Genomic DNA, 14,228 nt, shown 5'->3' with positions numbered 1-14,228 from the left:
TCGTCTCCCTTACGTGATGAACGATTTCGGTGACGTCACGAAAATCGTTTCGGTGCCCGGACGAGGTCGGCTCGACACCCCGGCTGCTCTGTGTGGGATCGTGTCAGCCGGTGTGGTCGCCGAGCATCTCCCTGACTGCCCTTGCCGGTGGTGGACCTCGCTGGTCGCGGCCGACGCAGACGGCGGGACAGTGTCTCGGAACAACGCGCAGGAATGGCCGGAACAATGCGACCGGAAAGACGTTCTCGCCCTGACCGCGAACCGTCCGCGACGGTGGAGTCGGGGGAGGGAAACCGCTAGCGGGTGGTGGCGGATCCGGATTCGGCGCTGCCCGGCCCGGCTGGGCCGTGGAGCAGATCGACGGGTCCGCCGCCACCGGCGTCGGAGGCCATCTCCTGCAGCCAGGCCAGTGCCGTCCACAGTGGTGCGGGGGCGATGCGGCAGGGGCGCCGCCGCGCGTCGCGCCGACGTCGGACGAGCCCGGCGCGCTCCAGCACCCGCAGGTGGCGGCTCACCGCGGGCATTGTCATCGCGAACGGGGCGGCGATCTCGGTGACGCTGGCCTCGCCATCCACCAACCGGACGAGGATCGCCCGTCGGGTCGGATCGGCCAGCGCCGCCATGATCCGACTGAGTTCGTCGCTTGCCACAGATGCTGACCTTCCGTTCTCAGACCTCCTGGGGAGGCATCCCAGGGACGGTGGCGCAACCGGCCCCCGGGGCTCGGCGGGGGCCCGGCCGCCCGGCCGGGTGGTCACGAGCAGGTGGCCTCCGCCAGGAACCGCTCGATCCACTCCGGTCTGCGGGGACTGGTGCGCATGCGGGCATGTCGACTGCGTGCATCGCCGGCGACGGTCGCGTCGATGCCCAACTTCGCGGTCGTCCGGCCCTCCGACGAGGGGTCGAGCCCGCTCCCGGCGGCCCGTGGCACCACGAGTACGTCCCGGTCCGCCTGGACCCGGGTGGCGACCGCCCAGCCCACCTGTTCGTCGTCGTGGATGTCCACGTCGTCGTCGACGACGATCGCGTGTTTGACCGCACCGGTCGCGCCGAGCGTGGAGAGGAGGACGTTCATCGAGGACCCGGCGCCCGCCGGGCTCACCGCGACGACGGCGTGCAGCCGGCACGAACCGGCCTCCGTCAGCCGCACCGCCACCACCTCCGGGTGCGCCCACCGCAGTGTCCGCAGCAGTGCTGCCTCCCGGGCGATCCCGCCGAGCAGGAAGTGCTCGCGGCCACCGGAGAGGATGGTCTGACACACGGCGGCGTCCCGGTGCCATCCGGCGGTCAGCTCGATCACCGGTGCGGGTGCGCTCGGCCCGTACGTCCGGGGGAACTCACCGAAGGGGCCCTCCGGCTCCCGGACGTCGGCCCGGAACCGGCCGGCGAGGACGAACTCCGCCTCGGCCGGCACCGGCAGGCCGTTGGTGGGGCAGCAGACCACCGGCAACGGGGTGGTCCGTAGCGCGCTGGCGACCTCGAGGTCGTCCAGCTCCCGGTCCGTCGCCGGAGCCTGGCTGGCCAGGCCGAGCAGGGGATCGACGCCCAGCACGACCGCCACGTCGAGATCGAGCCCGCGCCGTTCCGAGGCGGCCAGGATCCGGTGCAGCCGTCCGGGAAGCACGAGCGTGTGCAGATGCCGTTCGCCGACGGCCAGCATCCGGTTGATCGAGAGGTTGGTGGCGCCGGTGCGGGGGTCCCGGGCCACGATCAGCGCTGAGGTCAGGTACCGCCCGGCATCGTGCTCGTGTTGCACGGTCAGCGGAAGCTTGGACAGGAGCTCCTCGTCGTCGAACCGGTTGGCGAGCACCGGCGCGCTCTGGTCGGACACCGGCACCCAGGGGCGAGGTCGGGCAAGGGCGGCGAGATAACGCGTGGCGGTCTCGTCCGGCAGACAACCCATCGCCTCGGCGAGATCGAAGCGGCTGCGGACGGTGTTGCCGACGAGCGGGAACTCCGATCCGGCGACGTCGCGGAACAGGACCGCCCGCTGCCCGTCGAGGCTCTCGAGGACCGTCGACACCTCCTGGTCGGGCTCGACGCACGAGCGCACCTGCCCGAGGCGACCCTGACGGTTGAGGTGGGACAGCCAGGAACGCAGGTTCTGTTCGACCGGCCACGCCGCAGGCAGACCGGCCGGCACGGCGGGCAGGTTCACCGCCGACCTCCCGGGACGCAGACACCGAAGTGGATGTGCTTGAGCTCGGTGAACTGCTCGACCCCGACCACCCCGCGAGAGCGGCCCACGCCGGAGAGCTTGACGCCACCGCTGGGGGTCTCCGGGTAGGAGTGGTGGTACCCGTTGACCCAGATCGTGCCTGCCTCGATCCGGTGGGCCAGCCGCCATGCCCGGTCCACGTCGCGGGTCCAGACCCCGGCCGCCAGGCCGTACGGCGTCGCGTTGGCCAGCCGGACGGCGTCGGCCTCGTCGTCGAACGGCTCCACGGTCACCACCGGGGCGAACAGTTCCTGCTGCACGAGCGGCGTGTCCGGCCCGACATCCGTCACCACGGCGGGACGCACGAAGTACCCCGCCAGGTCAGGAAGATGCAGCCGGTGACCACCGTGCACGCTGTGCCGTATCGCGGCGGCGGTCAGCGACCGGGTCAGCCGTTCACCGGCCGCAGGCGACACCAGGGGCCCCATCTGCGTCTCGGGATCGGCGGGGTGACCGACCCTGATCCTGTCGAGCCCGTCGACGAGGCGGTCGCGCACGTCCCGGTAGACCGATCTGTCCACCAGCACACGCGTGCAGGCCAGGCACATCTGGCCGCTCGTCACCACGGTCGCCCGCACCGCCGCGAGGACCGCGGCGTCCAGGTCGGCGTCAGCACAGACGACGAGGGTTCCCTTGCCCCCCAGTTCGAGCAGGGTACGGGTCATGTCGTCGCTGGCCGCCCGGCGGATCTCCGCGCCCACCTCGGTGGATCCGGTGAAGGCCACGGCCCGTACCAGCGGGTGCCGGACCGTGGCACGGCCCTCCTCGGCTCCACCGACGACCAGGTGCGCGACGTCGTCGGGCAGCCCCGCGGCGCGACCGAGCGCCAGGATCCGAGCGGTGACCAGGCTGGTCTGTGGGGCGGGCTTGACCAGCGCGGTCACCCCGGCGGCCAGCGCCGGCGCGAGGTCCCGGAGCAGGAGCAGCAGCGGCCAGTTCCACGGGACGACGAAGGCGGTGACCCCGACCGGCTGCCGGACGAGGTGCGTCACCGTGCCGTCGGGAAGAGTGCCGGCGACGCCACCGAGATGACGGGCCAGACCGGCGTTGTAGGTCAGCGTGTCGACGCCGGCACGGACCTCCTGGGTCGCCTCGGCCAGCGGCTTGCCGGTCTCGGTCACGAGCGCGTGGACCAGTTCGTCCCCGTGCGCGGCCAGCGCCTCGGCCCAGCCGTGCAGGACGGCGGCTCGGCGGCGACCGTCGATCGACCACCCGCCCCGCAACGCCGCCTGGGCCCGCCGCGCGGCCTCGTCGAGCTGCTCCGCCGTGGTGATCGTGACCGGGGCGAGCGGCGTGAGGGTCGTCGGATCGACCGGTTGGACCCGCCCGCGTGTCTCGGCACTCCGCGGCGCCACCCGCCACCAGAGGGAAGCCTCGCCCGGCGTCTGGTGCTCTGCCCGCTCGTACTCGCTCACGCGAACACCTGCCCGCCGTCGACGACGACCGTCTGGCCTGTGACGAACGCCGAAGCGGGCGAGGCCAACCAGAGCAGTGGACCGATCAGGTCCTCGGCGTGCATCGGCCGCGACAGCGCGCGGGCGCGGGCCGCCGCGCCGAGGTACTCGTCGGTGTTCAGCGTCCGGCTGGCGTCGTTGGCCACCAGTCCCGGAGCGACGGCGTTGACCCGGATGTGGTGGACTCCGAGTTCCCGCGCCGCAGCCCGGGTGAGCCCCTCCACCGCCGCCTTCGAGGCGACGTAGTGGGCGAAGCCGACCGCACCGGTGCGGCTCACCACCGACGACACGTTGACGATGCTGCCTCCACCGCAGTCCGCCATCGACGGGGTGACCGCACGGATGCCCAGCCAGGTGCCGCGGACGTTGACCGCGAACACGTCGTCCCACTCCTCGACGCCCAACTCGCCCAGCGGACGTTTGCCGGAGAGTGACCGGTAGACGGCCGCGTTGTTGACCAGCACGTCGAGACGTCCGAACTCCGCGATGGTCCGTTCGACGACGAGCTTCCAGTCCGACGTCGAGGTGACGTCAGCGGGCGCGAAGACCGCGCGGCCGGGCCCGGTGCGGGTCACCGCACGGGCCGTACCCAGCGCCGAGCGGGCGGTACGCAGGAGGTCGACGGCGACGACGTTGGCGCCTGCGGACACGAAGGCCCGCACGTACGCGTCGCCGATCGACGCACCCGCGCCGGTCACGACGACAGTGCGTCCCGCGAGCCCGACCAGGGGGCCCGCGCCGTGCGGCAGTTCGCTCATGCCGACTCTCCGACGTGCTGCGGGCGGCCCGGGGGACTCGTCGCACCGAACCTGATGACTCGCGTGTTCCACCCGTTCATCGGGTCCCCTCCGTGTGCTCCGTGGTGCCGCGGCCGGTGGTGTCGGCCAGGGGCGTGAAGTCACCGTCGGTCAGCCGCCGGCGAAGGATCTTGCCCACCGCAGAGCGGGGGAGCCGTTCCACGGCGATGACCCGCTTCGGGCGTTTCAGCGACGGCAGACCGGAGGCGGTCCGCACGAAGCGCTGCACCTCCCGGACCGCCTGCGCGGGGTCGAGGCCGGGGCGTACGACCACGAACGCGGTGACGGACTGGCCCCAGCGCTCGTCCGGGAGCCCGACCACGACGGTGTCGCTGACCGCGGGCACGGCGCACAGTGCTGCCTCGATCTCCGCCGGATAGACGTTCTCCCCGCCCGTGATGATCATGTCGTCGACGCGCCCCTGGTACCAGAGGTCTCCGCGTTCGTCCCGGACGGCGAGGTCGCCGGTGTGGTACCAACCGCGCCGGATCGCCGCCCGGTCGGCCTCCGGCCGCCGCCAGTAGCCGGAGAATGCCTCCGGGGAGTCCATCGACGCGATCACCTGTCCCGGCTCACCCGGCCCCACGACGTCGTCCGGACCGGCCTCGGGGTCGTCGGCGACGATCCGGACCCGGGAGAACAGGCCCGCGCGTCCGGCGCTGCCGGGCCTGGCCGCCGCGTCCGGCTCCACGGTGAAGGTGAAGATCTCGGTGCTGCCGTAATGGTTGACGAAGGTCTCCGGACGCACCGCCGCCACGAGTCGACCTGCGAGGTCCGGGGTCATCGGTGCACCCGCGTACCCGAGCCGGCGTAACGACGTGAGCTCGGGTAGCCGGCCGGTGCCCAGCAGCGACCAGAAGACGGTCGGCACGAGGTACAGCGTGGTGACGCCCTCCCGGGCCACGAGTTCGGTCGACTCGTCCGCGTCGAACCTGCGCTGGGGCACCCACGTGCCACCGACCAGCAGGCTGGCGAGCAGCGAACGCAGCCCCATGGTGTGGAAGAGCGGCATCACGCCGAGCGTGACGTCCTCCGCGCGGAGCCCCGACTGGAGAACGTGCGCCACCGTGGCGGCGTGTTCGGCGGCGTGGGTCCGAGGCACTCCCTTGGGACGGCCGGTCGTGCCGGAGGTGTAGAGCAGCACGCTGAGGTCGTGGCCGGCCACGGTGACCGGCAGCCGCCCGTCGGGTTGACCGGCGGCGACCGAGGCCAGCGTGACCCCGTCGGATTCCGTGTCGTCCGGGCCGCCGACGGCGATCCGCGCGGGCGGGTCGCGCAACGCGTCGCGGGCCCGGTCGCAGCCGTGGGAGGTGCCGGCGTCGGTGACGACCAGCACGGGTGCGCAGTCGCGGAGGCAGTGCTCGACGTCGGCTGCGGCGAATCGGGTCGACAGCGGCACCGCGACCGCGCCGAGCTTCTGCACGGCCAGGTAACAGCCGGCCAGAGCGGTGCCGTTGGCCATGTGCAGCGCCACCCGGTCGCTGCGGCGTACGCCGAGCGCGGTCAGCGCCCGAGCGAGCTGGTTGGTGTACGCGTCCCACTGGCGGAAGGTCATCGGCCGATCGCCGCCGATCGCCCGCCGTTGCGGGTGGCGCTCTGCCCCCCACGCCACCATCCGTCCGATGTCCATCGCTCAGCCGAGGTTCTCGACGGCCTGGCGGATCCGGCTCAGCCCCTCGTCGAGGATCTCGTCCGGTGCTGCGTAGGTGATCCGTACGTGCCCCTCGCCCCGATCACCGAACGCCGTGCCGGCGACCACTCCCACCGCGTACCTGTCGATGAGCAGGTCGGTGAACTGCTGTGCGGTCAGGCCGGTACCCCGGATGTCGGGGAAGACGTAGAAGGACCCGTCCGGCGCGGGGCAGGTGACGCCGGGCAGGGCGTTCAGCGAGGCGACCATCCGATCGCGCTTGACGCGTAGGCGGTCACGGGTGGCGATTACGTGGTCCTGCGGGCCGGTCAACGCGGCCAGGGCGGCCATCTGCACGAAGGCCGGTACGTTGGTCACCGAGTTCTGCTGGAAGATGTCCATCGCGGTGATCAGGTCCCGGTTCGCCACGCACCAGCCGATCCGGAACCCGGTCATGATGTAGCTCTTGCTGAACGTGTCGACCAGCAGCGTCCGGTCGGCCATCCCGTCCACCGCCGCGATCGTGTGGTGCCGTGCCGGTGGGTACACCATGTGGCTGAAGATCTCGTCGGAGATCACCATCACGTCGTGCCGCCGGCACAGTTCCCCGATCTCGGCGAGCCGGTCCACGGTCATGCCGTTGGGCCGCTGCGGAGAGTTGATGATCAGCACTTTGGTGCGGGTGTTCATCAGCCGTGCCAGGTGGTCGAGGTCGAAGTGGAAGTCCGGTTCGACCAGCGGTGCGTACACCACGCGACCGCCGGCGTAGGTGATCCAGAACTCGTCCGGCGGATACCCGGGATTGGGGAAGATCGCCTCGTCCCCGTTGTCGACGAGGGTGAGCAGGCTCTGGGTCAGCGCGTGCTTGGCACCCATCGTCACCAGCACTTCCTCACGCGCGGTGGGCCGGCCCCGACGCGTCGCCTCCGCCGCGATGGCGTCGCGCAGTTCCGGTAGCCCGGGCCCGGGCACATAGCGCACGTGTCCGTCGTGCACCGCCCTGGCGCAGGCGTCGAGGATGTGCGGCGCGGGCCGGAACTCCTCTCCCTGGAAGTCGCCCTTCTCCAGGTGGATGACCCGGGTGCCGGTCTCCCGTTCGAGTTGCTCGGCCCGGCGCATGGACGCCCACTGGCGTGGCAGGACGAAGTGCCTCGTCCTGCTGGACAGGGGGCTCCGCGTCGTCGGCGGTGGGGGGTACGGGGTGGTCACCCGTGATCACTCTCCTCGATCGGACCGGCGTGCCGCGCCGCGCTGGCCTCGGCAGGCGACGTGCGGCTCACGATCCCAACTGTCGGTGCGCGCGTTCATCTCCGTACGTGCGCTCGTCGTCGCCGTCGGGAGTGCTGAAAGCCGCAGGTGCGGCCGGACCTCGCCGCAATCCGGAAGGTGCGGCGGCCCGGCGCCCGGTGCCACGGTCATGGGCGACGTCACGGCCGATGCGATGACGGGCGCGCCGGTCGCGCGGTCTGATCCGCACCCGGATGGCAATCCTGAGGAGAACAGACGTGCAGCCATTCACCATCAACATCCGACAGTCCGAGCTCGACGACCTGCGGCGTCGGTTGGCGCAGACCCGTTGGTCCCCGGATCTGCCCGAGACGGGCTGGTCGCGCGGGGTGCCGCTGTCCTACCTCAAGGAGCTCGTCGCGCACTGGCTGACCAGCTACGACTGGCGACAGGCCGAGTCCCGGCTCAACCGGCTGCCACAGTTCACCACCGTCATCGACGGAGCGACCGTGCACTTCGCACACGTGCGTTCGCCCGAGCCGGACGCGCTGCCGTTGATCATGACGCACGGCTGGCCGGGGTCGATCGCGGAGTTCCTCGACGTGGTCGGCCCCCTGACCGACCCGGTGGCGTACGGCGGTTCCGCCGAGGACGCCTTCCACCTGGTGCTGCCGTCGATCCCGGGATTCGGCTTCTCCGGTCCGCTGGCTGCGCCCGGCTGGACGGTGAACCGGGTGGCGGCGGCGTGGGTGGAGCTGATGCACCGCCTGGGCTACGAGCGATACGGCGCCCAGGGTGGGGACTTCGGCTCTCCGATCTCCCTCGCCGTGGGTCGCCTGGCACCCGAGCACGTCGTCGGCGTGCACAGCAACATGCTGACCGTCTTCCCCTCCGGGGACCCCGCCGAGCTGGACGGCCTCGGCGAGCAGGACCTGGGACGGCTGGGCCGGTTGGCCAGTTTCGACGCCGACGGCTCCGGCTACCGCAAGTTGTTGTCGACGCGTCCCCAGACCGTCTCGTACGCGCTGAACGACTCGCCGGCCGGCCAGTTGGCGTGGATCGTCGAGCGCTTCAAGGAGTGGACCGACGCCGACCTGCCCGATCAGGTCATCGACCGTGACCTGCTGCTCACCAACGTGATGATCTACTGGCTGACCGGTACCGCGGGTTCGTCGGCGCAGATGTACCGCGAGATCACCGAGGAACAGCGCGCGGCGACCGAGGACCCGCACGGCGAGATGCTCTCCGGATATCGGGAGCAGCCACTGAACGTGCCGCTCGGGGTCGCCGTGTTCCCGCAGGACTGCATCGTCCCCATCCGCCGGCTCGCCGACCGTGACTTCCCGACCGTCACCCGCTGGACGGAGTTCGACCGGGGCGGGCACTTCCCCGCCATGGAGGTGCCCGAGCTGTTCGTCGGTGACGTCCGCGCATTCTTCCGGTCACTGGCCGACGCCGCCTGACATCGCGTCCACGTCATTCACCTAGACAGAAGGACCGCCACGTGACGACAGTTGACATGGGAGCCCGAGCGGGCCGCCGGGAGTGGGTCGCGCTCGCCGTGTTGTGCCTGCCGACGCTGCTCACCACGGTGGACATCAGCGTCCTGATCCTCGCGCTCCCGAGGCTCGCCACCGACCTGGGGGCCAGTGCCACCCAACAGTTGTGGGTGACCGACATCTACGGCTTCGTGATCGCCGGGTTCCTGGTGCTGATGGGTACGCTCGGCGACCGGGTCGGGCACCGTACCGTGCTGCTCGGCGGCGCCGCCGGATTCCTGGTCGCGTCGCTGCTGGCAGCGTACTCGACCTCGATCGAGATGCTGCTGGTGTCCCGCACGCTGCTCGGCATCTCGGCGGCGACGGTGATGCCCTGCGTGCTCGCCCTGATCAGCCAGCTCTTTCCGCATCCGGCCCAGATGGGCGCCGCCATGGGCATCTGGGGTACCGCCATCATGCTCGGGGTGATCCTCGGTCCGGTGGTCGGCGGCCTGCTGCTCGACCACTTCTGGTGGGGTTCGATCTTCCTGCTGGGCGTACCGGTGATGGCCCTGCTGCTGGCGGTCGGGCCGGGTCTGCTGCCGGCGGCCCGGCATCCTCAGCCCGGTCGGCTCGATCCGCTCAGCGCGCTGCTCTCACTGGCCGCGTTGCTGCCGGTGGTCTACGGGCTCAAGGAGATCGCGCGCGCCGGTTGGGGCCCGACCTCCGGCGGCACGATCCTGGTCGGACTCGCGTTCGGCATGATGTTCGTGCATCGCCAGCGACACCTCGAACAGCCCATGCTGGACCTCGCGCTGTTCCGTGACCCGGTGGTCAACACCGTCGTCCTGCTCGGGCTGGCGTTCGGCTTCATCACGGCCGGAACCGGCCTGGTGGCCACCCTCTACATGCAACTCGTGGAGGGGCTGAGCCCGCTCAAGGTGGCACTGTGGATGCTCATCCCGGCCGCGGCGATGGTCATCGGGGGCAATGTGGGGCCGGCCGTCGCCCGCTCGGTGCGACCCGCCTACGTCCTGGCCGGCGGCATGGTCCTCGCGGCGGTCGGCGCGGTGATCGTCACCCAGGTCAGCGCCACCGGGGGCCTGGCCACTCTCCTCGTGGGTCTGGTCGTCATGTACCTCGGAGGCAGCCCCAGCGCGACCCTGGCCAACGCGGTGCTGATGTCCTCGGTTCCCCCGCAGAAGGCGGGCGCGGCCGGATCGCTCTCGTCGACCGGCGGGGAACTCGGGGTCGCGCTGGGCGTGGCGATTCTCGGCAGCGTCGCCGGAGCCGTGTACGGCACCGCGGTGCAGGTGCCGGCGGAGGTACCGGCCCCGGCCGCCGGTCCGGCGGGGGAGAGCCTGGTCGGCGCGGTGGTGGCGGCGGAGACGTTGCCGGAGCCGCTGGCGGCCCAGTTGCTCGACTCCGCGCGGGAGGCCTTCACCCAGGCGCTGCACGGCGCCAGCCTGATCAACCTCGTGCTCTTCCTGGCGGTCGCGCTGCTGCTCGCCACCCGACTGCGGGGCCTGCCACCGACCGGGGCCGGACACCCCGGCATGCCGATGCCGGGCGAGGCCCCACCGGCCCACTGACCCCGATCCACGAGCCGCCCCGGCTCGTGCCCGTCCGGGCGCCGTCCCGGACCCCGCCAGCCCATCTCCCAGGGCGATGAGCCCGACGAACTGAGGAAGTAGTCATGCCGCGTCGAAGAATCCGCACCGCCGCTGCGGCTACGGCAGCCGTACTCGTGCTCGCCCTCGTCATCGTGATCACACCGAATCCGGTCTCCGCCCGCTGGCGGCAGGTCGACGTCTGTGTCGCGCACTCCACGACCGGCGGCGTCGAGTTCACCGCCAAGGTGCCCAGGTCGGTGGCGAACTCCCTGCTTCGCCGTACCTCCTCCTATGCCGGCGTGTGTGCCGTGTACGGGGAGTCGGCGACGCTGGGCAACGGCACCGTCCGGGCCTTCACCCAGTCCCGGGACGGGGTGCCGCACGTGATCGGCATGGCGATGACCGAGGACGCGTTGGACGGGTTGCCCGACCACCCGCCGACCGAGGGCCGCTGGTGCCACGACGTGGACCAGAACGGCGAGACCGATCCGCACACCGAGTGCACCGGCGGGTACGAATACCCGTTGCAGCTCAGCGAGGAGTTCCGCGAGGAGGTGGACACGCCGTTCCAGTACGTGCTGACGAACTGGAACCCGTCCGGGCACCTGCCCGAGCACATCTACGACCGGGCGCACTTCGACGTGCACTTCTATCTCACCCCTGACGAGGAGCGTCTCGCCATCCGGCCGGGCCCCTGCGGGATGCTCGTCGACTGCGAGGATTTCGAGGTGGGTCGCCGACCCCTGCCGCCGCAGTATCTGCCGGCCGACTACAGCGACTTCAGCGCGGTCGAGCCCGGCATGGGCAACCACCTGATCGACCTGACCGGGCCGGAGATCAACGGGGAGCCCTTCACGCACACCTTCATCTACGGCTCCTACGGCGGCCGTCTCACGTTCTATGAGCCGATGGTGACCTACGACTGGTACCGCAACGTGATCTCGGGTGCGGCTGCCGGCGGCTGTTTCCCGATCAAGCAGCCTGCGGCGTGGCAGGTCGGTGGGTGGTATCCCAGCCAGTACTGCGTGCGGCACCGGGAGAACCGGTCGGAGCTGGTCACCACGCTTGAGGGCTTCGTGCACCGGGCGGCGGGCTGACTCCCGGTCGATTCGAACTCCGGTGGTGCGGCGACAGTGCGGTCGTCGCACCACCGGTCCGACGTCGTCCCGACATCGCGGGTGTCACGCGCCGACTTCGGTATGCTCACCGCGGGTATCGACGTCGATGCGGAGGCGATTGTGGGCAAGGTCGACAACACCGTTAACCGGACCGACGAGGTCGATGCGTTCATGGAGAACCTCGACCACCCGTTCAAGGCCGAGGTCGAGATGTTGCGCGAGGGCATCAAGTCGGTCAACCCCAAGATCGTCGAGCAGATCAAGTGGAAGGCGCCGTCCTTCGCCTATCAGGGCGAGTATCTGGTGACCTTCAACCTGTGGTCGAAGGAGCGCGTCCACCTGGTGTTCCACAACCCGATGGTGGTCAACATCGAGAGTGAACTACTGGAGGGCGACTACGCCGACGGTCGCCGGATGCTCTACTGCTACGACATGAAGGACGCCAAGGCGAAGAAGGCGGAGCTCAAGCGGATCGTCAAGCAGTTGGTCAAGTTGATCGAGAAGTGATGATCGTCCTCATTCACACGTCGAAGGTGATGCGGGCGACGCCGTCGAACAATCGCGCCCTGACGACACCGATGCTGCGCGAGTCGGCCGAGGAGTTGGCCGACCACCTGAGAACCCTGTCGGTCGAGCAACTGGCCACCGTCATGGAGATCTCGCCGGCTCTGGCCACCAAGACCCGTGCGCTGCTCGCCGACTGGGGTGTCGAGCCCGACCGGCAGTCACCGGCCATCGACAGCTTCGCCGGTGACATCTACAGCGGCCTTCGTGCGTGCGACTTCTCCGAGGGCGACCGGGCCTACGCCGACCAGCGGTTACGGATCCTCTCCGGGCTGTACGGGATCCTCCGGCCACACGACGCGGTACGGCCGTACCGGTTGGAGATGGGGTACCGGCTGCCCGACCGCCGCTACGCCGATCTCTACGACTTCTGGGGTGACCGGATCGCCGCATGCCTGCCTCCGCAGGGCGCGGTGGTGAACCTCGCGGCGGCGGAGTACCACCGGACCGTCACGCGGTTTCTCGCCCGGGAGCGGTTCGTCACTCCGCGTTTCCTGACCGTGCACCCGAAGACGGGTGAGCCGCGGTTCGTGGTGGTGCACGCCAAGATCGCCCGCGGGGCGTTCGCCCGGTGGCTGCTGACCAATCGGGTCGACGAGCCCGAGGCGATCACCGAGTTCACCGAGATCGGTTACCGCCACGACCCGGCGCTGAGCCGACCCCGCGAACCGGCGTTCGTCTGTAAGGAGTTCGAGGGCAAGGGACTCAGTGTCCGCCTGCACGAGCAGAGGTGATCCCGCACCATCGATCACTCCCGGCAATCTGGGAGTTACCTTCCGCATTTGCGGTGTCTACTGTGGTCCGAAAGAGTTGCATGGCATCGCTCTGGAGGATCCATGTCCGTCACCACTGCCGGGGCTTCTACCGGATTCCTGTCCTCTCTCAACGGCCGCTTCCACCGCACCGCCCTGACTCTGTACATGCTCGTCGTGGTCGCGCACTGGGCCGAGCACCTGGTGCAGGCGTACCAGATCTGGGCGCTCGGATGGCCACGACCGGAAGCCCGCGGCGTGCTGGGAATGCCGTTTCCCTGGTTGGTCAGTTCGGAGTGGCTGCACTACGGCTACGCCATCGTGATGCTGGTCGGCCTCTTCCTGCTGCGCCCCGGTTTCACCGGGCGGGCCAGGGCCTGGTGGACGGTGGCCCTCGCCCTCCAGTTCTGGCACCACATCGAGCACGCGTTGCTGCTCGTCCAGGCGCACACCTCCTTCCGCTTCCCCGGCACCACCGTCGCGACCAGCCTGCTGCAACTCGTCGTTCCCCGGGTGGAACTGCACCTGTTCTACAACTCGGTCGTGTTCATCCCCATGCTCATCGCCGCCTACCTGCACCTGCGGCCCAACGCCGCGGAGCGCGCGGAGATGGCCTGCACCTGCGCACCCGGCATCGGGCGGAGCCGCACCTCGCCACCCGTCGCGGCCGTGGGTCACTAGCCGTCCGCTGATGTCCACCCCGGCTCGGATCTACGCCGGCGCCGCCGCGGCCGTGGCCGCGCTGGTCGCACTCCTCGCCCTCGCCGCCCACATCGAGTCCGTGTCAGCGGCCGACTCGCCGCTGACCGTGATCTCGATCGCTCCCGCCGACGGTGCCGTGCTGACCACGGTGCCGACGGCGGTCCAGATCCGGGTCTCGGCCCGACCCGACGTGGAACTCTCCCACATCAGCGTGTACGACGGCGCGTCGTCCCGCCGCGACACCGGCGCGATCAGACCGGACGGCGACGACGGCCTGCGTCAGGCCATCGCCCTCGACGGTCCGGCCGCGATCGCCGTCGCCTACCACGTCGTGTCCCTCGACGGACGCGTGGTCTCCGGCATCGTCCGGTTCACCGTCGGTGCCACCGACGGGTCGGTCGATCCGCCACCGACCGCGCACGCCCACAGCGTCGACCCGATCGGGGCGGCGCTGCTGATCGTCGACGGTGTCGCACTGCTCGTCGTCCTGCTGCTGCTGTTCCGACGGCGGTCCGGAACCACCCGCTCCTGAAACGCCGGCCGGGCCGCACGCACGGAGGTGCCCCGGCCGGCGACTCTGGCGACGCTGGCGGTAGCCCGGAAGCCGCGCCGTGCCGACTCGTCGGCACGGCGCGCCGCCCGACCCGTCGAGCCCGCCATCAGGAAGAGGTACAT

Annotated in this window: 13 protein-coding genes; 7 read left to right on the top strand and 6 right to left on the bottom strand. The window is 70.6% G+C overall.

The features are described 5' to 3' along the window. Positions 1-296: 296 nt before the first annotated feature. From ACQVFL_RS19150 to ACQVFL_RS19125, 6 genes are all read right to left on the bottom strand, one after another. On the bottom strand, positions 297-650 hold the full coding sequence (locus ACQVFL_RS19150; protein WP_431727214.1) for an ArsR/SmtB family transcription factor: 354 nt from the start codon (positions 648-650) through the stop codon (positions 297-299). 104 nt (positions 651-754) lie between these two features. Next, positions 755-2,158: a UbiD family decarboxylase gene (locus tag ACQVFL_RS19145; protein WP_431727213.1), complete on the bottom strand. Its 1,404-nt coding sequence runs from the start codon at positions 2,156-2,158 to the stop codon at positions 755-757. Beyond that, positions 2,155-3,633, bottom strand: a complete 1,479-nt coding sequence (locus tag ACQVFL_RS19140) for an aldehyde dehydrogenase family protein (protein ID WP_431727212.1) — start codon at positions 3,631-3,633, stop codon at positions 2,155-2,157. Before ACQVFL_RS19140 ends, ACQVFL_RS19145 begins: the two co-directional genes overlap by 4 nt. Then, on the bottom strand, positions 3,630-4,430 hold the full coding sequence (locus tag ACQVFL_RS19135; protein WP_431727211.1) for an SDR family NAD(P)-dependent oxidoreductase: 801 nt from the start codon (positions 4,428-4,430) through the stop codon (positions 3,630-3,632). Before ACQVFL_RS19135 ends, ACQVFL_RS19140 begins: the two co-directional genes overlap by 4 nt. Before the next feature lie 76 nt (positions 4,431-4,506). After that, a complete protein-coding gene (locus ACQVFL_RS19130) occupies positions 4,507-6,084 on the bottom strand; it encodes a class I adenylate-forming enzyme family protein (protein WP_431729850.1) in 1,578 nt (525 codons plus the stop codon). A gap of 18 nt (positions 6,085-6,102) precedes the next feature. After that, entirely contained in the window at positions 6,103-7,308 is a 1,206-nt protein-coding gene (locus ACQVFL_RS19125; protein WP_431727210.1) for a pyridoxal phosphate-dependent aminotransferase, read from the bottom strand. 296 nt (positions 7,309-7,604) lie between these two features. Here ACQVFL_RS19125 and ACQVFL_RS19120 point away from each other — a divergent pair, with 296 nt between their 5' ends. The 7 genes from ACQVFL_RS19120 (at position 7,605) to ACQVFL_RS19090 (ending at position 14,085) form a co-directional block, all read left to right on the top strand. Next, positions 7,605-8,789 (top strand): epoxide hydrolase family protein, encoded by a 1,185-nt coding sequence (locus tag ACQVFL_RS19120; protein ID WP_396694236.1) that lies wholly within the window; start codon positions 7,605-7,607, stop codon positions 8,787-8,789. Between the two features lie 41 nt (positions 8,790-8,830). Beyond that, the gene (locus tag ACQVFL_RS19115; RefSeq protein ID WP_396694238.1) at positions 8,831-10,396 is read left to right on the top strand and encodes an MFS transporter; all 1,566 of its coding nucleotides are present in this window, start codon (positions 8,831-8,833) and stop codon (positions 10,394-10,396) included. Between the two features lie 104 nt (positions 10,397-10,500). Further along, positions 10,501-11,514 (top strand): hypothetical protein, encoded by a 1,014-nt coding sequence (locus ACQVFL_RS19110; protein WP_396694240.1) that lies wholly within the window; start codon positions 10,501-10,503, stop codon positions 11,512-11,514. Positions 11,515-11,655: 141 nt separating this feature from the next. After that, a complete protein-coding gene (locus ACQVFL_RS19105) occupies positions 11,656-12,042 on the top strand; it encodes a DUF1801 domain-containing protein (protein WP_396694242.1) in 387 nt (128 codons plus the stop codon). Then, on the top strand, positions 12,042-12,833 hold the full coding sequence (locus ACQVFL_RS19100) for a YaaA family protein (RefSeq protein WP_431727209.1): 792 nt from the start codon (positions 12,042-12,044) through the stop codon (positions 12,831-12,833). Before ACQVFL_RS19105 ends, ACQVFL_RS19100 begins: the two co-directional genes overlap by 1 nt. A 102-nt stretch (positions 12,834-12,935) precedes the next feature. Further along, positions 12,936-13,532, top strand: a complete 597-nt coding sequence (locus ACQVFL_RS19095; RefSeq protein ID WP_396694245.1) for a hypothetical protein — start codon at positions 12,936-12,938, stop codon at positions 13,530-13,532. A 10-nt stretch (positions 13,533-13,542) separates the two neighbouring features. Next, positions 13,543-14,085, top strand: a complete 543-nt coding sequence (locus ACQVFL_RS19090; protein WP_431727208.1) for a copper resistance CopC family protein — start codon at positions 13,543-13,545, stop codon at positions 14,083-14,085. Positions 14,086-14,228: the final 143 nt, after the last annotated feature.

It is taken from the genome of Verrucosispora sp. TAA-831 (genome assembly GCF_050780145.1).
GTDB lineage: Bacteria > Actinomycetota > Actinomycetes > Mycobacteriales > Micromonosporaceae > Micromonospora.
The sequence above is the reverse complement of the archived record's forward strand: the minus strand, read 5'-3'. Positions and strand labels throughout refer to the sequence as shown.